Source organism: Bradyrhizobium erythrophlei (assembly GCF_042430365.1).
Taxonomy (GTDB): domain Bacteria; phylum Pseudomonadota; class Alphaproteobacteria; order Rhizobiales; family Xanthobacteraceae; genus Bradyrhizobium; species Bradyrhizobium erythrophlei.
Map to the genome: position 1 here is coordinate 40,801 of NZ_JBHMET010000274.1, position 18,608 is coordinate 59,408.

At 64.3% G+C, this 18,608-nt stretch carries 18 protein-coding genes and 1 pseudogene; 10 read left to right on the top strand and 9 right to left on the bottom strand.

What is annotated here, in order from left to right; genetic code table 11:
* The first annotated feature begins 74 nt into the window (after positions 1–74).
* Both ACFFWD_RS42150 and ACFFWD_RS42155 read left to right on the top strand, forming a co-directional pair.
* Entirely contained in the window at positions 75–653 is a 579-nt protein-coding gene (locus ACFFWD_RS42150) for a peroxidase-related enzyme (RefSeq protein WP_376975312.1), read from the top strand.
* Between the two features lie 9 nt (positions 654–662).
* Positions 663–1,148, top strand: a complete 486-nt coding sequence (locus ACFFWD_RS42155) for an MgtC/SapB family protein (RefSeq protein ID WP_376975313.1) — start codon at positions 663–665, stop codon at positions 1,146–1,148.
* Here the strand turns inward: ACFFWD_RS42155 and ACFFWD_RS42160 are convergent, their stop codons facing one another.
* Positions 1,149–1,775 carry a ParB-like protein gene (locus ACFFWD_RS42160; RefSeq protein ID WP_376975314.1) on the bottom strand — a complete coding sequence of 209 codons (627 nt, stop codon included), beginning with the start codon at positions 1,773–1,775 and terminating at the stop codon, positions 1,149–1,151. It lies immediately after the preceding gene.
* A 92-nt stretch (positions 1,776–1,867) separates the two neighbouring features.
* Here ACFFWD_RS42160 and ACFFWD_RS42165 point away from each other — a divergent pair, with 92 nt between their 5' ends.
* The 7 genes from ACFFWD_RS42165 (at position 1,868) to ACFFWD_RS42195 (ending at position 7,584) form a co-directional block, all read left to right on the top strand.
* Positions 1,868–2,746, top strand: a complete 879-nt coding sequence (locus ACFFWD_RS42165) for an ion channel (protein ID WP_376975315.1) — start codon at positions 1,868–1,870, stop codon at positions 2,744–2,746.
* A gap of 86 nt (positions 2,747–2,832) precedes the next feature.
* The gene (locus tag ACFFWD_RS42170) at positions 2,833–3,174 is read left to right on the top strand and encodes a hypothetical protein (RefSeq protein ID WP_376975964.1); all 342 of its coding nucleotides are present in this window, start codon (positions 2,833–2,835) and stop codon (positions 3,172–3,174) included.
* Positions 3,175–3,355: 181 nt separating this feature from the next.
* Complete coding sequence (locus tag ACFFWD_RS42175) at positions 3,356–3,655, top strand: acyl carrier protein (RefSeq protein ID WP_028334296.1); 300 nt, start codon at positions 3,356–3,358, stop codon at positions 3,653–3,655.
* 9 nt (positions 3,656–3,664) lie between these two features.
* The gene (locus ACFFWD_RS42180) at positions 3,665–4,141 is read left to right on the top strand and encodes a 3-hydroxyacyl-ACP dehydratase FabZ family protein (RefSeq protein ID WP_376975316.1); all 477 of its coding nucleotides are present in this window, start codon (positions 3,665–3,667) and stop codon (positions 4,139–4,141) included.
* Entirely contained in the window at positions 4,134–5,321 is a 1,188-nt protein-coding gene (locus tag ACFFWD_RS42185) for a beta-ketoacyl-ACP synthase (RefSeq protein ID WP_376975317.1), read from the top strand. Before ACFFWD_RS42180 ends, ACFFWD_RS42185 begins: the two co-directional genes overlap by 8 nt.
* A 27-nt stretch (positions 5,322–5,348) precedes the next feature.
* Positions 5,349–6,626, top strand: a complete 1,278-nt coding sequence (locus ACFFWD_RS42190; RefSeq protein WP_376975319.1) for a beta-ketoacyl-ACP synthase — start codon at positions 5,349–5,351, stop codon at positions 6,624–6,626.
* A 22-nt stretch (positions 6,627–6,648) separates the two neighbouring features.
* Positions 6,649–7,584 (top strand): lipid A biosynthesis lauroyl acyltransferase, encoded by a 936-nt coding sequence (locus ACFFWD_RS42195; protein WP_376975320.1) that lies wholly within the window; start codon positions 6,649–6,651, stop codon positions 7,582–7,584.
* 155 nt (positions 7,585–7,739) lie between these two features.
* Here the strand turns inward: ACFFWD_RS42195 and ACFFWD_RS42200 are convergent, their stop codons facing one another.
* The 8 genes and pseudogenes from ACFFWD_RS42200 to ACFFWD_RS42235 form a co-directional block, all read right to left on the bottom strand.
* Complete coding sequence (locus ACFFWD_RS42200) at positions 7,740–8,849, bottom strand: polyamine ABC transporter substrate-binding protein (RefSeq protein ID WP_376975321.1); 1,110 nt, start codon at positions 8,847–8,849, stop codon at positions 7,740–7,742.
* 6 nt (positions 8,850–8,855) lie between these two features.
* Positions 8,856–10,025: an aminotransferase gene (locus tag ACFFWD_RS42205; RefSeq protein WP_376975322.1), complete on the bottom strand. Its 1,170-nt coding sequence runs from the start codon at positions 10,023–10,025 to the stop codon at positions 8,856–8,858.
* Positions 10,026–10,033: 8 nt separating this feature from the next.
* The gene (locus tag ACFFWD_RS42210; RefSeq protein WP_376975323.1) at positions 10,034–10,363 is read right to left on the bottom strand and encodes a rhodanese-like domain-containing protein; all 330 of its coding nucleotides are present in this window, start codon (positions 10,361–10,363) and stop codon (positions 10,034–10,036) included.
* Between the two features lie 156 nt (positions 10,364–10,519).
* Entirely contained in the window at positions 10,520–10,966 is a 447-nt protein-coding gene (locus tag ACFFWD_RS42215; protein ID WP_376975325.1) for a GNAT family N-acetyltransferase, read from the bottom strand.
* A gap of 47 nt (positions 10,967–11,013) precedes the next feature.
* A complete protein-coding gene (locus tag ACFFWD_RS42220) occupies positions 11,014–12,939 on the bottom strand; it encodes a potassium transporter Kup (RefSeq protein WP_376975326.1) in 1,926 nt (641 codons plus the stop codon).
* A gap of 155 nt (positions 12,940–13,094) precedes the next feature.
* Positions 13,095–15,012 (bottom strand): annotated as a pseudogene (locus ACFFWD_RS42225) (potassium transporter Kup).
* 114 nt (positions 15,013–15,126) lie between these two features.
* Positions 15,127–15,957, bottom strand: a complete 831-nt coding sequence (locus ACFFWD_RS42230; protein WP_376975328.1) for a flagellar motor protein MotB — start codon at positions 15,955–15,957, stop codon at positions 15,127–15,129.
* Positions 15,958–15,990: 33 nt separating this feature from the next.
* The gene (locus ACFFWD_RS42235; protein ID WP_376975329.1) at positions 15,991–16,764 is read right to left on the bottom strand and encodes a motility protein A; all 774 of its coding nucleotides are present in this window, start codon (positions 16,762–16,764) and stop codon (positions 15,991–15,993) included.
* 275 nt (positions 16,765–17,039) lie between these two features.
* On the opposite strand from ACFFWD_RS42235, the gene ACFFWD_RS42240 reads away from it, so the two are divergent.
* Entirely contained in the window at positions 17,040–18,017 is a 978-nt protein-coding gene (locus ACFFWD_RS42240; RefSeq protein WP_376975330.1) for an NADPH:quinone oxidoreductase family protein, read from the top strand.
* The last annotated feature ends 591 nt before the right edge of the window (positions 18,018–18,608 follow it).

The following is an 18,608-nucleotide window of genomic DNA, read 5'->3' on the forward strand; positions in this document are numbered from 1 at the left end:
CGCCTTGCGCCGTCCCCGTCATCCTCTATGGTTTCGCGTGACGCCGCATTCCTGCGGCATGCCGGAACCACATCATGACGCAGCCGCCCGCACAACGCTTTCAGCCGCCCGCCATCGACAAGCTCCCAGAGGACATTCGCGCCCGCATCCTCGCGGTGCAGGAGAAGTCCGGGTTCGTGCCGAACGTATTCCTGTCGCTGGCCTATCGTCCCGATGAATTTCGCGCGTTCTTCGCCTATCACGACGCGCTGATGGAGAAGGACAGCGCGCTCTCCAAGGCCGAGCGCGAGATGATCGTGGTGGCGACCAGCGCCGCCAACCAGTGCCAGTATTGCGTGATCGCCCACGGCGCGATCCTGCGCATCCGCGCCAAGAACCCTGTTATCGCCGACCAGATCGCGGTCAATTACCGCAAGGCCGATATCACGCCGCGCCAGCGTGCGATGCTCGATTTCGCGATGAAGGTCAGCCGTGCGGCGGAAGAGGTCGCGGAGGCCGATTTCGCGGCGTTGGCCGCGCTTGGCTTCAGCGACGACGATATCTGGGATATCGCCGCAATCGCCGCATTCTTCGCGCTCTCGAACCGGATGGCGAACGTCACGGCGATGCGTCCGAACGACGAGTTCTACATGCTGGGGCGGCTGCCGAAGTAGAGGCCCAAATTGACGGACTGGGGCGACATCATCCTGCGTCTCGGCGTCGCCATGCTCGCCGGCGGCGCGATCGGGCTTGATCGCGATCTGCGCGGCAAGCCGATCGGTCTCAAGACGCTCGGCCTCGTCAGCCTGTCCACCGCGACGGTCGTGGTGCTCACCCTGCAGTTCGCCGAACCCGGCCAGTTCACCGACGCAGCCAGCCGTGTCATCCAGGGCGTGCTGACGGGCATCGGATTCCTCGGCGCCGGCGTGATCGTCCGGCAAGGTGACCGATTGCGGGTGCGCGGCCTGACCAGCGCCGCATGCGCCTTCTTTGCCGCCTGCATCGGGATCGCCTGCGGCGCCGGACATTGGCCGATTGTCGTCACGGCGTTGGCCCTGGCATTCCTGCTTCTGACGTTTGGACGATCCGCGGAGCACTGGCTGCACCGCGCGCTCGGCGGCACTGATGATCCGCACGACACCGGGCCGCCCCAGGCACCGCCGGCCTGATCAGTCGTCCGACGCCGGCCCGCACCAGCCGGGCAGATAGACCGCGCCCTTGCCGCGCCCGAGCGCAAGCCCCTTCTCCATGGCCTTGGCGAAATTCTTCTCGACCAGCTTGCGCGGAATGTGCCGGCGCAGGAAATCCGCCCACAGGAATTCACTGAACGGCGTCGTGTCCTTGGCGAAGCCGCCGGAGCGGCGCATCTCGCCGGCGAGGCTGCGGAACGGATCGTCCTTGAGATCCTTGATCGACTTCGGAATGTCCTTGAAATGGCAGCGCTCGCCCTTGGCGTTGTAGGGATAGACCCAGCGCTTGTTGTCCATCACGCCCCAGAACACGTCGCGCTCGACCATGGTGAGATCGCCGATAACGGTGACCAGGATGTCCTTGACGCCCTCGTCGTGCAATGCGCGCGCCATGTGGTGGTGATCGACCACGTAGTAGCGTTCGTCAGGGCCATGGACCACCGGGATCATGTGCTTGCCGAGCAGCTCCGCGCGCTTCTTGTCCGACTTGTTCTCGCGCCAGCGCTTCCGCTTCTCCATCACCTCCTGCATGCCGACCGTCATCTGGGTCGGCCGCAGCGACATGATGGGGACCGGTTTGACGTAGGGTTCGCGCGTGTGGGCCATGACCTCTGCTCCCGTTTGACCGGCACTCCGGAATGAGTTCGATTATGACATGATGTCGCAGACGAGCGAAAGCCCCGGTTGAGATAGGCGCGATGAGAGCGAACGATCGAGCAGTAAAGGCCCGCATAGTGCGGCTGGGCGACCGCGAGGTCATCGCCGAAGGACTGGAGCTCAGTTTCTGGGCTGATATCAGCCATCGCTGCATGACGGCGTCGTGGCCGGCCTTTATTGGCGGCGCAGGATTGGTCTTCCTCGCCTTCAACGCCGTCTTCGCGCTGTTCTACTGGCTTGGCGATCAGCCGATCGCCAACGTGCCCGGCGGCCACTACATCGACTACCTCTATTTCAGCATCGAGACGCTTTCGACTGCCGGCTACGGCGACATGCATCCGCAGACCCATTACGGACATTTCATCGCGACCATTGAACTGTTCACCGGCATCTTCTCGATGTCGCTGATGACCGGGCTGATCTTCGCCCGCTTCTCGCGGCCAAGCGCCCGGTTGCTGTTCGCCGACAACCCAGTGATCTCCGATCACGAGGGCCAGCAGACACTGATGATCCGCCTCGCCAATGAGCGGCACAACATCATCGGCAACGCCACCGCAAGGCTATGGCTCTTCAAGAACATCGTGAGCCGGGAAGGCACCGACTATCGGCGCTTCTACGAGCTGCCGCTCGAACGCAGCGAAAGCCCGGCACTGGCGCTGAGCTGGGTGCTCTTCCACGTCATCGACCGGAACAGCCCGCTCTACGGGCTCGACGCCGACGGCATCGCTGCCATCGACGTTTCGCTGATCGTGGTGGTGTCGGGATATGACGTCGTTGCAGCGCAAACTGTGCATGCGCGAAAGTCGTACGACCATTCCGATATCCGCTTCGGACATCACTACGCGGAAATCCTGGACACCACCGAGGACGGACGCGTGCGGATCGACTACAGCAGGTTCCACGAGACGATCGAAGGATGAATACCACCTCTGCGCGCAGCAAGATTTTAGGTGTGGAGCGCAGCGAACATGCTAACAATGGTGACGACGCGACCGGACTGACAGCAGTGAAAACGCAGCGGCCAATCACCTCGGATGGCGAGCACGTGGTGCTCAAATTCCGGCCGCGTACCTCGGCAGAGCCGCCCGGCAAACGCGAGGAGCCGACCCGTTCGCCCCGCCCGCTGCCTGTCGCCAACGACCTCTCCCGCTACGAGAAGCCGCGCGAGGAGCCGGACGATTTCCGCCAGCGCATGCTCGCCAATATCGCCGCCTTCGCCTTCACCGTCGCGCTGACCGCGATCGGGATCTGGCTCGCCATGAGCATCGCCGATCTGCGCAAGACCCAGGACTGCGTGCTGATGGGCCGGCGCGATTGCGCGAAGATTTCGGTGATGCCGCGAGGTTAGGCGTGCCGGAACCCTGCCTAAAATCCGTCCCCGGCCAGCCGGCCAAGCTCCATTGAACTAACGGCCCCGCTCCGATATACGGGCACACGACTCCGGCAGCGGGAACAGGGCATTCCGGGGCGACGCGCCAGCCTCCTCCAAGCCGCCACGGAAATATCTTCAATATATCAAAGGCTTAATGATGTCTTCCACATTCGAGCAGATCGCCAACATTATCGCGGAGACCTGCGATATTCCGCGCGACACGATCAAGCCGGAGAGCCATGCCATCGACGATCTGGGAATCGACAGCCTCGACTTCCTGGACATCGCCTTTGCCATCGACAAGGCCTTTGGAATCAAGATGCCGCTCGAAAAGTGGACCCAGGAGGTCAACGACGGCAAGGCAACCACCGAGCAGTACTTCGTGCTGAAGAACCTCGCCGACCGCATCGACGAGCTGGTCGCGGCCAAGAACGCGGGCACGGGCTCGGGCTCGTAATCGCCCACCATGCACCTTGATACTTTCCAACTGATCGACCGTATCGTCGACCTCAATCTCGACGCGAAGACGATTACGGTCGAGGCTCAGGTCCCCACGACGCACACCATCTTCGAGGGACATTTCCCGGGCTTTCCGATTATGCCCGGGGTCTTGCTGACCGAAGCCATGGCGCAGAGCTCGGGGTGGCTGCTGCTCGGCCTGTTGAAGTTCGAACGCATGCCGTTCCTCGCAATCGTGAAGGAAGCCAAGATGCGGGGCTTCGTCAGTCCCGGTCAGTTGCTGACGATCGAGGCGAAACTCGAGCACGAAGGCTCCGGCTTTGCCGTCACCAAGGCCAAGGGCCGCGTCGGCAAGGAGTTGAAGTGCAGCGCTGAAATCACCTTCCGTCTTTCTCCCTTTCCACCCGATCCCGCCTTCCGCGTGTACACGGACGCGATGGCAAACAAGATCGGCTTCCCGCTGCAGGCACTCCCCCATGGCTGAACCGAAGGAAGTCTGGATTACCGGAATCGGCCTGCTCTCCTCGCTTGGCGAGGGGCTGGAGGCGCATTGGGAGGCGCTGAGCGAAAAGCGCGTCAATGCCGATGAGAAGCGGCTTGCGCCCTACGTCGTCCATCCGATCGCGCCCGTCAGCTTCGACGCGCAGATCCCGAAGAAGGGCGACCAGCGCCAGATGGAAGCCTGGCAGCGCATCGGCACCTATGCCGCGGGCCTTGCACTGGATTCCGCCGGCGTCAAAGGCAATCAGGAAATCCTGTCGCGGATGGACATGATTATCGCGGCCGGTGGCGGCGAGCGCGACCTCAATGTCGACCTGACGATCATGAACGCCAACGCGCAGGCCAATTCGCAGCCCGGCTTCCTCAACGAAAAGCTGATGAACGAGCTGCGGCCGACGCTGTTCCTGGCCCAGCTCTCCAACCTGCTCGCCGGCAATATCGCGATCGTCCACGGCGTGTGCGGGACGTCGCGCACCTTCATGGGCGAGGAGGCTTCGAGCATCGACGCGGCGCGCATCGCGGTTGCCCGTATCGAGGCCGGACAGAGCGACATCGCACTGGTCGGCGCGGCCCATAATGGCGATCGCGGCGATCTGCTGATGCTCTATGAATTCGGCGACTTCAACCTGAAGGACCACTATGCGCCGGTGTGGGCGCGCAAGGACAGACCGGGCTTCGCGCTCGGCTCCGCCGGCGCGTTTCTGGTGATGGAGTCGCGCGAGCACGCGGAGGCGCGCGGCGCAAAGCCGTTCGCCAAGCTGACCAGGATCGTCGCCGACCTCGCGCAGCGCAAGGCGCCGGGCGCGGTGACGAAATCGCTGCGCGCGATGTGGCCGAAGCTTGGTGTCGGCGGCGACGACGGCGCCCTGATCACCGGCGCGACCGGTGCCGAGCCGGTCACCACGGAGGAGCGCGCGTTCCTCAGCGAACATCCCGGGCTTGCGGTGCGCGCCACCGGCACGACCTTCGGCCACACGATGGAAGCGCAGTTTCCGCTCGGGCTCGCGCTCGCCGCGCTATCGATCTCGCGCGGAGCGCTCTACCCGGCCAACGATCCGACCGGGTTCGAGGTTGAAAAGGCCGAAGCGCCGACCCAGATTGTTGTGTTGGGGGCCGGTCACTGGCAGGGCGAAGGCATGGCCTTGGTCGAGGCCGTAAAGTAATTCCGGCGCAGCATCGACGGGGAAACCATGGCAGCACCGCGCGATAAATTCGGCAGGCCGATCGTTGTCGTGACCGGCATGGGGATCGTGACCTCCCTTGGCGCCGGCAAGTCGGACAATTGGGCCCGGCTGACCGCCGGCGAATCCGGCATCAAGACGGTGACACGCTTTCCGATCGACGGTCTGAAGACGACGATGGCCGGCGCGATCGATTTCGTCACCGTCGAGCCCTTCTCTTCCACCAGCCTGTCCGAGCGGCTTGCGGTCATGGCCACCGAGGAAGCGCTCGGGCAATCCGGCGTCGGCGCCAAGGGCGACTTTCCGGGCCCGCTGTTCCTCGCTGTCGCCCCGGTCGAGACCGAATGGCCGCAGCGGCTCGAAATCAGCCGCACCATCGAGAAGAAGGATTTCAATACGATGGACGTGCTGGCCGCTTGCGGCGGCGGCAGGTTCTCGGCCTATCACCGTCGCTTCACGTTCGGCTCGGTCGCGCTCCACCTCGCCGAGACCTTCGGCACCAAGGGGTCGCCGATCTCGCTGTCGACGGCCTGCGCCTCCGGCGCGACCGCGATCCAGCTCGGCGTCGAAGCGATCCGCCGCGGCGAATCCGATGCCGCGCTGTGCATCGCGACCGACGGCTCGGTCAATCCGGAAGCCATGGTGCGCTTCTCGCTGCTGTCAGCCCTGTCTACCCAGAACGCTCCGCCCCAGGGTGCCTCCAAGCCGTTCTCGAAGAACCGCGACGGCTTCGTCATGGCTGAAGGCGCCGGCGCGCTGGTGCTCGAGAGCTATGACGCCGCGATGGCCCGCGGTGCGCGCATCCTCGGCGTCGTCGCCGGTTGCGGCGAGCTGACCGATTCCTTCCATCGCACCCGCTCGAGCCCGGACGGCAAACCGGCGATCGGCTGCGTGCGCAAGACGCTCGCCGACGCCGGAATGGAGCCCGAGCAAATCGATCACATCAACGCGCACGGGACCTCGACGCCGGAAAACGACAAGATGGAATATCTCGCGACCTCGGCCGTGTTTGGCGAACACACCAAAAACATCCCGGTGTCGTCGAACAAGTCGATGGTCGGCCACACCATCTCGGCGGCCGGCGCGGTCGAAGCGATCTTCTCGCTACTCACGCTCGAGCATCAGCGGATTCCGCCGACCATCAACTACGAGGTGCCGGATCCGGCCATCCCGTTCGACGTTGTCGGCAACAAGGCGCGGGACGCCCGTGTCACGGCTGTGATGTCGAACTCGTTCGGCTTCGGTGGGCAAAACGCCTCGCTGATCCTGACGCGCGAACCTGCGTGATCCTGCGTCTCCGCACCGTGCGATGAACCGCCTGCTCCTTCGCACCAAGGCGCGCCTTCGCGACGCCGCCAAGCCCATAGCCGAAGCCGCCGTCGGCGCGCTGACGGTCGGCCTGTTGCGGACGGCGCGCTATTTCGATCCGGACAAGTCCGCCGACTTTTTCGGCCGCGCCGCGCATTTCATCGGCCGCCGGTTGCGCGAGGACCGAATCGGCCGCGAGAACCTCAAGGCCGCCTTTCCGGAAAAGTCGCCGGAGGAGATCGAGCAAATCCTCACAGGGGTCTGGCACAATCTAGGACGCCTCGGCGCCGAGTTCGCCCATCTCGACCGCATTTGGGACCATGATCCCGCGCATCCCGACAAGCCAAGTCGCGTCGAATTCTCGCCACGCAGCAAGGAACTGTTCGACCGGCTGCGCGACGACGGCAAGCCGGCGCTGTTCTTTGCGGCGCATCTTGGCAATTGGGAATTGCCCGCACTCGCCGCGGTCGCCCACGGGCTCGATGCGGCGATCCTGTTCCGCCGGCCGAACATCGAGTCCGCCGACCGCGCCATCGAGCGGATCCGTGCGGTCAAGATGGGAACGCTGGTCCCGGCCGGCCGCGACGCGCCGCTCCGGCTCGCGCACGCCCTTCAGAACGGCCAGCATGTCGCGATGCTGGTCGACCAGTATCTGACCAACGGCGTTCCCGTCACCTTCTTCGGCCGCAAGACCACCGCCAACCCGATGCTGGCGCGCCTGCGCCGGCAGTTCGATTGCCCGATCCACGGTACGCGCATCATCCGCCTGCCCGATGGACGCTTCCGTGGCGAAGTCTCCGAGGAAGTCAAGCCGGTGTTCGATGCGTCCGGACAGATCGACATCCAGGGCACGATGCAGGCGGTCACGGATGTCGTCGAGGGCTGGGTCCGCGAATATCCGGACCAGTGGCTCTGGCTGCACCGGCGCTGGCGTTAGGATCTTCCGCAGGCTGCGCCGTCATTGCGAGCGCAGCGAAGCAATCCATGCTTCAGCATGTGCGGGATGGGCTGCTTCGACGCTTCAGCGCAAAATTGCTTTGCAATTTTGTCGCGAGCTCCTCGCAATGACCGCGGGCGACCGCGGCAAGAATGTCACTTCCCCGTCTTCACCCGCGTCCAGAGACGGTTGATGATCCGCTGCGTGGCCGGATCGCGCGCGGTGATGACGAACAGCTTCTTCTGCATCGCCTCGTCGGGATAGATATTCCTGTCGTTGAGAATCTTCGGGTCGATCAGCTTCTGGCTCGCCAGATTGCCGTTGGCATAGGACAGGAAGTTCGAGTTTTTCGCCGCGACGTCGGGGCGGTAGAGGTAGTTGATCAGCTCGTAGGCTTCCGCGACGTTCTTGGCATCCGCGGGGATCGCGAGATTGTCGAAGAACATCTGCGCGCCCTCCTTCGGGATCGTGTAGCCGATCTCGACACCGGTCTTGGCCTCCGCCGCACGGCTGCGGGCCTGCATGATGTCGCCCGACCAGCCGACCACGAAGCAGATCTCGCCCGAGGCCAGCGCGCTGAGATATTCGGACGAGTGGAATTTGCGCACATAGGGTCTGATCTTGATGACGAGATCGGCGGCCTTCTCCAGGTCGGCCTGCTTGGTCGAGTTCGGATCGAGGCCGAGATAGCTCAGCGCCGCCGGTAGGATGTCGTCGGCGGAATCCAGCATGTGAATCCCGCAATCCCTGAACTTGGCGAGGTTCTCCGGCTTGAACACCATGTCCCAGCTGTCGATCCTGGCATCGGGACCAAGGATTTGCTGCGCCATCTTGACGTTGTAGCCGATGCCGGTGGTGCCCCACATGTAATTGGCACCGTAATTGTTGCCGGGATCGTACGTCGCAAGCTCCTTGGCGACCACGGGCCATGCATTGGCAAGGTTCGGCAGCCTCGCCTTGTCGAACTTCAAGAACACTTTTGCGGTGATCTGGCGCTGCAGGAAATAACCGGTCGGCACCACGACGTCGTAGCCGGACTTGCCGGCGAGCAGCCGCGTCTCCAGCGTCTCGTTGGCATCGAAGGTGTCGTAGACGACCTTGATGCCGGTCTCCCTGGTGAAGTCCTCCAGGACTCCCGGCGCCATATAGTTCGACCAATTGTAGAAATTGACCGTGCGTTCCTCCGCGCCAGCGGAGGGAGAGAGCAGCAGAACGGCGGCAATCGCGCTGATGAAGCCGACGTGACGACGGTTCTGCCTTCGCATTCTCTCTTACCTCTTGCGGCGGTGGACGGCGTCCGACAGACGCTCCAGCGCCGTGTCGAGCGTTGCGTCCTTCTTGGCGAAACAAAATCGCACGACCGACGTCACGGCATCCTGTTCGTAGAATGCCGACACCGGGATCGCCGCGACCTTGTAGTCCTGGACGATGCGCCAGCAGAACTCCGCATCGGTCTCGTTGAGACCGAGTGGCGACAGGTCGACGGTCAGGAAGTACGTGCCCTGCGACTTCAGCACCGGGAAGCCTATGCTTTCCAGCCCTTTGGTGAGGCGGTCGCGGCTCCGCGCCATATCCGTGCGCATGGTGTGGAAATAGTCGTCGGGCTTGCCGAGGCCGTAGGCGACCGCCGCCTGCAGGTTCGGGGCGGTGGTGAAGGTCAGAAACTGGTGCACCTTGGCCGCAACCCGCAGCAGCGGCGGCGCGGCGCAGACGAAGCCGACCTTCCACCCGGTCAGCGAAAAGATCTTGCCGGCGCTGCCGATCTTGATGGTGCGGTCGCGCATCCCCGGGATCGTGATCAGCGGGATGTGCTCGCGGCTGTCGAAGACGACGTGCTCCCAGACCTCGTCGCAGATCGCGACCACGTCGAACTCCTGGCAGAACCGCGCCAGCAATTCGAGGTCCTCGCGCGGATAGACCACCGCCGACGGATTGAGCGGATTGTTGAACAGCACCGCCTTGGTCTTGTGGTTGAAGACGCTGCGCAGCATCTCCTCGTTTAGCCGCCAGCCCGGCGGCTCGAGCCGAACCAGCCGCGGAATGCCGCCGGCCTGGCGGATGATCGGCAGGTAGGAATCGTAGACCGGCTGGAAGCACACGACCTCGTCACCGGGCTCGACCACGGCCAGGATCGAGGATGTCAGCGCCTCGGTGCCACCCGAGGTGACCATCACCTCGGTCATCGGATCGAGCTTGAGACCGTGCCAACGAGCGTAATGGGACGCGGTCGCTTGCCGGAGCTCGGGAATGCCCATCATCGACGGGTATTGATTGTACCCGTTCACTGAGGCGTCGGCCGCGGCCTTGCGGATGTCTTCCGGGCCCGGATCGTCGGGAAAGCCCTGGCCGAGATTGATGGCGTTGTTGTCGCGCGCGGCCTGCGACATCGCCTCGAAGATGGTGACCGGAAGGTCCGCGAAGACCTTGTTCATGGAGGTCATGGCAGGGATCAGCCGCCGGTCTTCGTGGGCAATCCCGCAGCCTTCCAACCGATGATGCCGCCGGCCAGATGCTTGTCGTAAGGCAGGCCCGCCGCCTGCGCCGCCAGCGAAGCCGTCACCGAGCGCTTGCCGGACCGGCAGGCGAACACCACCTGCCTGCCCTGCGGATCGGGAATCGCCGCCGGGTCGAAGGTCGACAACGGCACCACCACGCCGTCGGGATAGGCCTCGACGGCGACCTCATTGGGCTCGCGGACGTCGACCAGGAGATAGCGGCCTTCGGCTATTCCCTTCGACACCTCGTCCGGAAACAAATCTTGCACCTTGTGGTCCGCCACGGAAAATCCTCCCGACACTCGACCGGCCCGCGTCACGCCCTGCCCGTCCGGGCCGCAAAGTCGCCTCTCGCGCGGAGAAAATCAAGCGTCCTAAACAGCTTAAGGCACCATCCGAAACTTACACCAAAGCCTCAACAAGGACCTTCTCGGCTTCACCTATCGGAGCTCCCTGGCGATCGGCCAGCCGCCATCCGGTCTTTGGGAACCTGTGAACTGGTAGCCCCGTCGAAGGTAGAATTCCCGCGCGTTCGAACTGGCTTCGGCGCACAGCTCACTGATACCGCGCTCACGCATCAGGTCTTCGAGCCAGGCAAGCAGGCCGGAACCCACGCCGCGGCCGGCAAATACCGGGGCGGTATAGAGCCCCTCAAGTCGTCCGTCGCGAATAGCGCCCCAGCCGGCCGCGACACCATTCAGCTCAGCGACCCATACCTCGAACTCGCGAAGCTTTCGCTCCATTCCGGCCAAGGTCAACCGCGCGGCCCAGGCGGCTGCTTCGCCGGCGGGCATTCCCTTGGAGGCGAGTTCGAGGATCGATGTCCGTCTTATCTCGAAGAGACGGAGCGCATCGTCGGATCGGGCTGGACGATAGATGGGATGCATCTTGGCGTACCAACGTTCAACTCGGCTCCGCTACGCGTGCATCGGCACTAAATCGTCACCTGCGTTCCGACCTCGACCACGCGCCCGGTCGGGATCTGGAAATAGTCGGTGGCGTCGTTCGAACTGCGGCTCAGCGCAATGAACAGGAGATCCTGCCAGCGCGGCATGCCGGAATGCGCCGCCGGTTTCAGCGCGCGGCGCGACAGGAAGAACGACGTCGACATGATGTCGAACTGCCAGCCGAGCTTGCGCGCGATCGCCAGCGTCTTCGGCACGTTCGGCGATTCCATGAAGCCGAACTTCAGCGTGACCTTGGAGAAGGTCTCGCTCAGCTGCTCCATCCGCACCCGCTCGGACGGGTCGATGCGCGGCGTCGGCGCGGTCTCGATGGTGAGGATGACGTTTTTCTCGTGCAGCACCTTGTAGTGCTTCAGGCTGTGCATCAGCGCGGTCGGTGCGCTCATGGGATCGCTGGTCAGGAACACGGCCGTGCCGGACACCCGTTGCGGCGGCCGCTTCTCCAGCATCGCGACAAGGTCGGCAAGCGGGAATTCCAGCTTGCGCGACTTCTCGAACAGGAGCCGGCTGCCGCGACGCCAGGTGTACATCAGCAGCATCACGCCGGCGCCGAGTGCGAGAGGCACCCAACCGCCCTCGAACACCTTCAGAAGGTTGGCGGCGAGGAAGGTGAGATCGAGGAACAGGAACGGCACGATCAGCGCGGCGGCGGCGATCGGCGACCACCTCCAGACCTTCCAGATCACGACAAAGCCCATCATCGCCGTCACCACCATCGTACCGGTCACGGAGATGCCGTAGGCCGAGGCCAGCGCGCTCGAGGAGCGGAACAGCAGCACCAGCAGAATGACCGCGATGAACAGCATCCGGTTGATGCGGGGGATGTAGATCTGGCCGGAATGCGCCTCCGAGGTGTGGCGGATCTCGAACCGCGGCAGCAGGCCGAGCTGGATCGCCTGGCGCGTCAGCGAATAGGCGCCGGTGATGACGGCCTGGCTCGCGATCACGGTCGCCACCGTCGCGAGCGCGACCATCGGGATCAGCGCCCAGTCCGGGAACATCAGGAAGAACGGGTTCTCGACTCCCTTGGGGTCGGCGATCACGAGCGCGCCCTGCCCCAGATAGTTCAGTGCCAGCGACGGCAGCACGATGAACAGCCACGCGGTCTGGATCGGGCGTTTGCCGAAATGGCCGAGGTCGGCATAGAGCGCCTCTGCGCCGGTCACCGCAAGGAAGACCGCGCCGAGGGTGACGAAGCCGATCACGCCGTGATGAATCATGAACGACACCGCGTGGTACGGATTGAGCGCCTGCAGCACCTCGGGATGGCGCACGATCTGCGGCAACGCCGCGATCGCGATGATCGCGAACCATGCGCACATCACCGGCCCGAAGAACGCCGCAACGCGCGCGGTGCCGCGCGACTGCACCGAGAACAGCAGCACCAGGATGACCACGGTGATCGGAACGACGTAGGGATCGAATGTCGCGGTGACGAGCTTGATGCCCTCGATCGCCGACAACACCGACAGCGCTGGCGTGATGACCGCGTCGCCATAGAACAACGCGCCGCTGATGATCCCGAGCAGCACGATCGCGGCCGCGCCTTTGGTCACCGCGCGCTCCGCAAGCGCCATCAGCGCCAGCGTGCCGCCCTCGCCATGGTTGTCGGCGCGCAGCAGGATCACGACGTATTTGAGCGTGACGACGATGACCAGCGCCCACAGGATCAGGCTGAGCACACCGAGCACGGCGTGCGCCGTCACGCCGCCCTCGCCGCCGCTGGCGGCCACGACGGCTTCGCGGAACGCATAGAGCGGGCTGGTGCCGATATCGCCATAGACGACACCGATGCTGCCGAGCATCAGCGCCTTGAAGCCCTCGGTGGAATGCGCCTCGCCATGTCCATTGGCCGCGGGCGTTTCCGCCGCGGTGATCGAACTCTCGGATGACATGGAAGATTGCGCCTCTATCTTCTGCCGCACTGCACAACGCGGGGTCGCAGGCCTATACTCCCGGCGCTAACGCATAGGTTAGCACGGATTCAGGCCTCCGCCATGCATATCACGCATGGGTCACGATTTTTCAAGTCCAGAATCCCGCAGCGAAATCAAATTGTTACCTGAGTTCCAACCTCGACGACCCGCCCGGTCGGAATCTGAAAATAGTCGGTGGCATCGTTGGCGGAGCGGCTCATCGCGATGAACAGGTGATCCTGCCACGGCGGCATGCCCGAATGCGCCGACGGCTTCAGCGCGCGGCGCGACACGAAGAATGACGTCGCCATGATGTCGAACTGCCAGCCGACCTTGCGGGCCACCGCCAGCGCCTTCGGCACGTTCGGCGATTCCATGAACCCGAAGCGCAGCCGCACCGTCGAGAACTTGTCGCTGATCTTCTCCACATGCACGCGCTCGGCCAGGTCGACCCGCGGCGTCGGCGCGGTCTCGATGGTCAGGATCACGTTGTGCTCGTGCAGCACCTTGTTGTGCTTGAGATTGTGCAACAGCGCCGTCGGCACGAAATTCGGATCGCTGGTGAGGAACACCGCGGTGCCCTTGACGATATGCGGCGGCCGCTTCTCCAGGCTCTTGATCAGGTCCGTGAGCGGCACCTCGATCCGGCGGGTCTTGGTCACCAGGATCGCCGCGCCGCGCCGCCAGGTCCAGATCATGATCGCCATGGTCGCGCCGAACAGCAGCGGCACCCAGGCGCCCTCGAACAGCTTCAGGAGATTGGCGCTGAAGAACGTCATGTCGACGACGACGAACGGCAGGATCAGCGCGGCGGCGCTGGCGGCACGCCAGTTCCACAATTTCCAGATCACGATGAAGCCCATGATCCCGTCGGCAACCATGGTCGTCGACACCGCGATGCCGTAAGCCGACGCCAGCCCGCTCGAGGTGCGGAACATGAGCACCAATAGCAGCACGCCGATCAGGAGCAGCCGGTTGACGCGCGGCAGATAGATCTGGCCGGCGTGGGTCTCCGAGGTGTAGCGGACCTCGAAGCGGGGCAACAGCCCGAGCTGCACCGCCTGCCTGATCAGCGAATAGGCGCCGGTGATGACCGCCTGGCTCGCGATCACGGTTGCGGCGGTCGCCAGCGCCACCAGCGGCAGCAGCAAGACCTCCGGCACCATGCGGTAGAACGAGTTCTCGATCGCGGAAGGATCGGACAGCACCAGCGCGCCTTGCCCGAAAATAATTCAGCAGCAGCGAGGGCAGCACGAAGAACAGCCAGCCGGATTGGATCGGCTTGCGTCCAAAATGCCCGAGATCGGCGTACAGCGCCTCGCCGCCGGTCACGGCGAGGAACACCGCGCCCAGCGTCACCAGGCCGATGGTGCCGTGGGTCAGCAGGAACTGGATCGCATAGTACGGATTGATCGCAGCCAGCACCGACGGATCGTCCATGATGTGCACGACGCCCATCGCGGCGAGCGAGGCGAACCACACCACCATCACGGGGCCAAAGGCGGAGGCGACGCGGGCGGTGCCGCTGCTCTGCACCGAGAACAACACGGCCAGGATCAGGATCGTCAGCGGCACCACATAGTGCTCGAAATGTGGCGTGGCGAGCTTGAGGCCCTCGACCGCCGACAGCACCGAGATCGCCGGCGTGATCATGGAATCGCCGATGAACATCGAGGCGCCGAGCACGCCGAGCGCGAGCAGCGGCCAGCTTCGTCGCCCGATCGCACGCTGGCCGAGCGCCATCAGCGAGAGCGTGCCGCCCTCGCCGTTGTTGTCGGCGCGCAGCAGCAGCAGGACATATTTTGCGGTGACGACGGTGAACAGCGCCCACAGGATCAGGCTGAGCACGCCGAGCACCATGATGCGCGTGACCGGCTGGCCGTGCGCGGCACCGCCGACCGCCTCGCGGAATGCGTAGAGCGGCGAGGTTCCGATGTCGCCGAACACCACGCCGATGCTGCCGAGTGTCAGGGCCCAAAAGCCTGAGGTGGCCCGGCCCTCCTGGGTGGCCTGCCCCTCCTGGGCTTCGGTGGATGAGACGCTGACCGCCATGACGAGGTTGAAACGCTCTGTCGCTTGATTTGATCCGCGCGGCTATCGACGCTTCCGCGTTGCCTGTCAACCGAGCAACATTACCACGATCGCGGTAGCATGGTAGTTCAATGCCTACGGCTTCAGGTCCGGCGGCAGCGGCGGATTTTCGCGCATCAGCGTGATGGTCACACGCCGGTTTGCGGGAAGCGTCGGATCGTCGGGAAACAGCGGCTGCCCGTCGGCCTTGCCCGACACCGCGAAGACATGGGAGGGCGGCAATCCTTCCCGCTCCAGGATCTGCCGCACCATATTGGCGCGGTCCGCCGACAGGTCGAAGGCGCCGTAGTCGCTGCGCGCCGGCACGAAGCCTGCGGCAGTATGTCCGACGATCGCAACCCGCAACGGCGTCGCCTTCAAGGGAGCTGCGAGCTTCTGGATCAGCCGGCGGGTGCGCTCATACGGCTCCCTGGAGCCATCGGCGAACATCGAACGGCCGTCCTGGTCGACGATCTCGAGGTTGAGACCTTCCTTGGTCTCCTCGAACATGATGTGCTTGGACATCTCGGTCAGTTCCGGCATGTCCTGGAGCGCCTGCCGGAGCGACGCGGAGGCCAGCGCGAATTCGCGGTCGATCTTCAGCCGTGCACCGTTGACCTGGCTGCGCTCCTGCTCGTCCGGCGTCGGATTGGCGGAGGATTCCTCCGGCGAGATGTGCTCGACATTCTTCAGCTTCGGCCGCGTCGGCAGGCCGTCGGATTCGATGATGCCGGAATAGCGCACATTGGTCTGCACGCCGAAGGCGTCGCGCATCGAGCCGGCGACGATCTTCAGCTTGTTGTTGTCCATGGTGGAGAACGCGACGAGCATCACGAAGAAGCTCATCATCAGGCCCATCAGGTCGGCGAAGGTCACGAACCAGCCGTGGCCTCCGGTATGTGCGTCGCCGCGCTTTTTCTTGGCCATCCGCTAAAGCTCCGAGCCCGCCTGCCCTGACCGTCAGGCCGGAACCGGCTCGCCTTCCTCTTGGCGATGCTTCTCCGGCAGATAGGCCAGCAGCATTTCGCGCACCAGCGCCGGGCTCTTGGAGTCGCGGATCATCAGGATGCCGTCGATGATCAGCGTGCGGTTGGTTTCCTCGTCGAGCAGCTTGCCGTGCAGCTTGTCAGCGATCGGCAGGCAGAACAGGTTCGCGACCAGCGCGCCGTAGAGCGTCGCGAGCAGCGCGGTCGCCATGAACGGGCCGAGCTTGGAGGGGTCGGTCATGTTGGCGAACATCTGCACCATGCCGATCAGCGTGCCGATCATGCCGAACGCCGGCGCGCAGTCGCCGATCGCGCGGTAGATCTTGCTGCCCTCGTCGAGGTGCATCAGGAAATTGTCGCGGTCGCGCTCCATGTTGTCGCGGATGAATTCGAGGTCATAGCCGTCGGCGACGTAGCGGATGCCCTTGGCGAGGAACGGCTCGTCGGTTTCGACCTTTTCGAGCCCGACCGGGCCCTGCTTGCGGGCGATCTCGGCGATGCGGGCGAGTTCGTCGACGAGGTCGCGCGCCGACAGCCGGCTCATGGTGAAGGCGAATTTCGCGCCGAGCGGCAGGCCGTGCAGCATCACGCCGAGCGGAAAGCGGATCATGGTCGCCGCGATCGAACCGCCGAAGATGATGATCATGGCGTGTTCGGAGATGAACATGTGCAGGTCGCCGCCCAACAGCATCATCACCGAGATGACGATGATGCCGGCAATGAGCCCAACGCCTGTCATGATATCCATGGGAGACTCCAACGCGTACGCAACACCCGCCTGTCCTGGACGGCCCGCGATCCAGGGCGGACCACGCGGCAAAACCCTAATGTTAATGCGATTAAGGACGCGTTACCGAATTTGGTAGGGATAACAACAGGTAAACAGCCCCCTGCGCAGGATGTCGTTGAAGATGCTCGATTTCCGCACACCGCGCCGCCGCATGCGCAAAAGCCCTCCCCGTAGAACAACGGACGTGAGATACCTTGCAGCCCGCGAGGAAACGAAGAAGCGAGAAGGACAAGATGAAGGCCGTCGTCGTCGAGCAGTACGCGCCCATCGATCAGATCGAGCTGAAGGAGGTCGCCGTCCCCCTGGTGACGCTGGGCCATCTCCGGGTCCGGGTCCAGGCCGCGAGCATCGGCTTTGTCGATGGGCTGAAGGTCGAGGGCCGCTACCAGACCAAGGATCCGCTGCCGTTCACGCCGGGCACGGAATTCGCCGGCGTCGTCGATGAGGTCGCCGCCGACGTCAAGGGCTTTGCGCATGGCATGCGGGTGATGGGCGCGGCGCGCTCCGGCGCGCTGGCGGAATACATCATCGTGCCGCCGTCGGCGGTCGAAATCATGCCTGATACATTGAAGCCGGAGGCCGGCGCCGCGTTCCGCACCAATTATCTGACTGCGCTCTATGCGCTCGGCGAGCGCGGTTCGCTCCGCGCCGGCGAGCAATTGCTCGTGCTCGGCGCCGCCGGCGGCACCGGCGTCGCCGCGATCCAGATCGGCAAGCTGCTCGGCGCACGCGTGATTGCGGCGGCCTCGACCGAGGAGAAGCGCAAATTCGCCGCAAGCTTCGGCGCCGACGCCGTGATCGACTATACGAAGGCCGACTGGCGCGACGCGTTGAAGGAGTTGACCGGCGGTCATGGCGCCGACGTGATCTTCGATCCGGTCGGCGGCGAGGTTTCGGTGCAGGCCTTCCGCTCGATCGCATGGAACGGACGCCACCTCGTCGTGGGCTTTGCGGCCGGCAGCATCCCCGCCCTGCCATTCAACCTGCCGCTCCTGAAGGGCGGCCTCCTGATCGGCGTCGACGTCGCGCAGATCGCACGCCGCGAGCCGGACGCGCAGGCCCGTGTGATGGCGCAGCTCTCGACCTGGCTGAACGACGGAAGGTTGACGCCCGTCGTCGGCAAGGTGTTCGCATTCACCGACTTCCGCGCAGCGTTCAAGACCATGCAGACGCGTGCAGCGCTCGGCAAGATGGTGGTGCGGATCGGGTAGCGGACGCAGTCGAGTACGCGGCTCCCTCCATTCGTCGTCCCGGCGAAGGCCGGGACCCATACTCCGCGGCGACCGTCGTGAACGGGACTCGTCGTTCCGGCGTAGCTCAGCAATGACCATTTGTGGTTATGGGTCCCGGCCTTCGCCGGGACGACGTTGAGGATGGATTCTCGATCGATTGTCAAACGGCGGCAAGGATGTAAGTTCTCGTTCTCGCGACATGATTTGCCCGAGTCTTACTCGTCTTTCCGCCCTCTCCTTTCGCAGAGGGCGCAGGGAAGGCCGGGCGCCGATTGCACCCGCGGGTCCGGTGCAACAAAAAGCACCGGGGTAGGACCACAGGTGAAACCGGAAACATCCCGGGCTTTCCCTGCGCGATGGTTTTACGCTTCGTGCTCTCCCCGGCGAGACCTGGCTTTTTTGTCACCGTCTTCGCAGGACGTTTCGCGTCTTGCGAGGAGACACCAGCCACTGGGGCGTCAGGACCACACGACTTCGCCGTCCGCCTCTTGCGTGCTCGTCAGTCACGCCTTCCGCGTCCACCGCATCCCACACCACGTTCGTGACGATCGCGAGCCGCCCCTCATTCGG

Bases quoted from the DNA above. Each gene is read 5' to 3' on its own strand.
- ACFFWD_RS42150 (WP_376975312.1), top strand. From the start codon at position 75: ATGACGCAGCCGCCCGCACAACGCTTTCAGCCGCCCGCCATCGACAAG.
- ACFFWD_RS42160 (WP_376975314.1), bottom strand. From the start codon at position 1,775: ATGGCCCACACGCGCGAACCCTACGTCAAACCGGTCCCCATCATGTCG.
- ACFFWD_RS42165 (WP_376975315.1), top strand. From the start codon at position 1,868: ATGAGAGCGAACGATCGAGCAGTAAAGGCCCGCATAGTGCGGCTGGGC.
- ACFFWD_RS42175 (WP_028334296.1), top strand. From the start codon at position 3,356: ATGTCTTCCACATTCGAGCAGATCGCCAACATTATCGCGGAGACCTGC.
- ACFFWD_RS42180 (WP_376975316.1), top strand. From the start codon at position 3,665: ATGCACCTTGATACTTTCCAACTGATCGACCGTATCGTCGACCTCAAT.
- ACFFWD_RS42185 (WP_376975317.1), top strand. From the start codon at position 4,134: ATGGCTGAACCGAAGGAAGTCTGGATTACCGGAATCGGCCTGCTCTCC.
- ACFFWD_RS42190 (WP_376975319.1), top strand. From the start codon at position 5,349: ATGGCAGCACCGCGCGATAAATTCGGCAGGCCGATCGTTGTCGTGACC.
- ACFFWD_RS42195 (WP_376975320.1), top strand. From the start codon at position 6,649: ATGAACCGCCTGCTCCTTCGCACCAAGGCGCGCCTTCGCGACGCCGCC.
- ACFFWD_RS42200 (WP_376975321.1), bottom strand. From the start codon at position 8,849: ATGCGAAGGCAGAACCGTCGTCACGTCGGCTTCATCAGCGCGATTGCC.
- ACFFWD_RS42205 (WP_376975322.1), bottom strand. From the start codon at position 10,025: ATGACCTCCATGAACAAGGTCTTCGCGGACCTTCCGGTCACCATCTTC.
- ACFFWD_RS42215 (WP_376975325.1), bottom strand. From the start codon at position 10,966: ATGCATCCCATCTATCGTCCAGCCCGATCCGACGATGCGCTCCGTCTC.
- ACFFWD_RS42220 (WP_376975326.1), bottom strand. From the start codon at position 12,939: ATGTCATCCGAGAGTTCGATCACCGCGGCGGAAACGCCCGCGGCCAAT.
- ACFFWD_RS42230 (WP_376975328.1), bottom strand. From the start codon at position 15,957: ATGGCCAAGAAAAAGCGCGGCGACGCACATACCGGAGGCCACGGCTGG.
- ACFFWD_RS42235 (WP_376975329.1), bottom strand. From the start codon at position 16,764: ATGGATATCATGACAGGCGTTGGGCTCATTGCCGGCATCATCGTCATC.
- ACFFWD_RS42240 (WP_376975330.1), top strand. From the start codon at position 17,040: ATGAAGGCCGTCGTCGTCGAGCAGTACGCGCCCATCGATCAGATCGAG.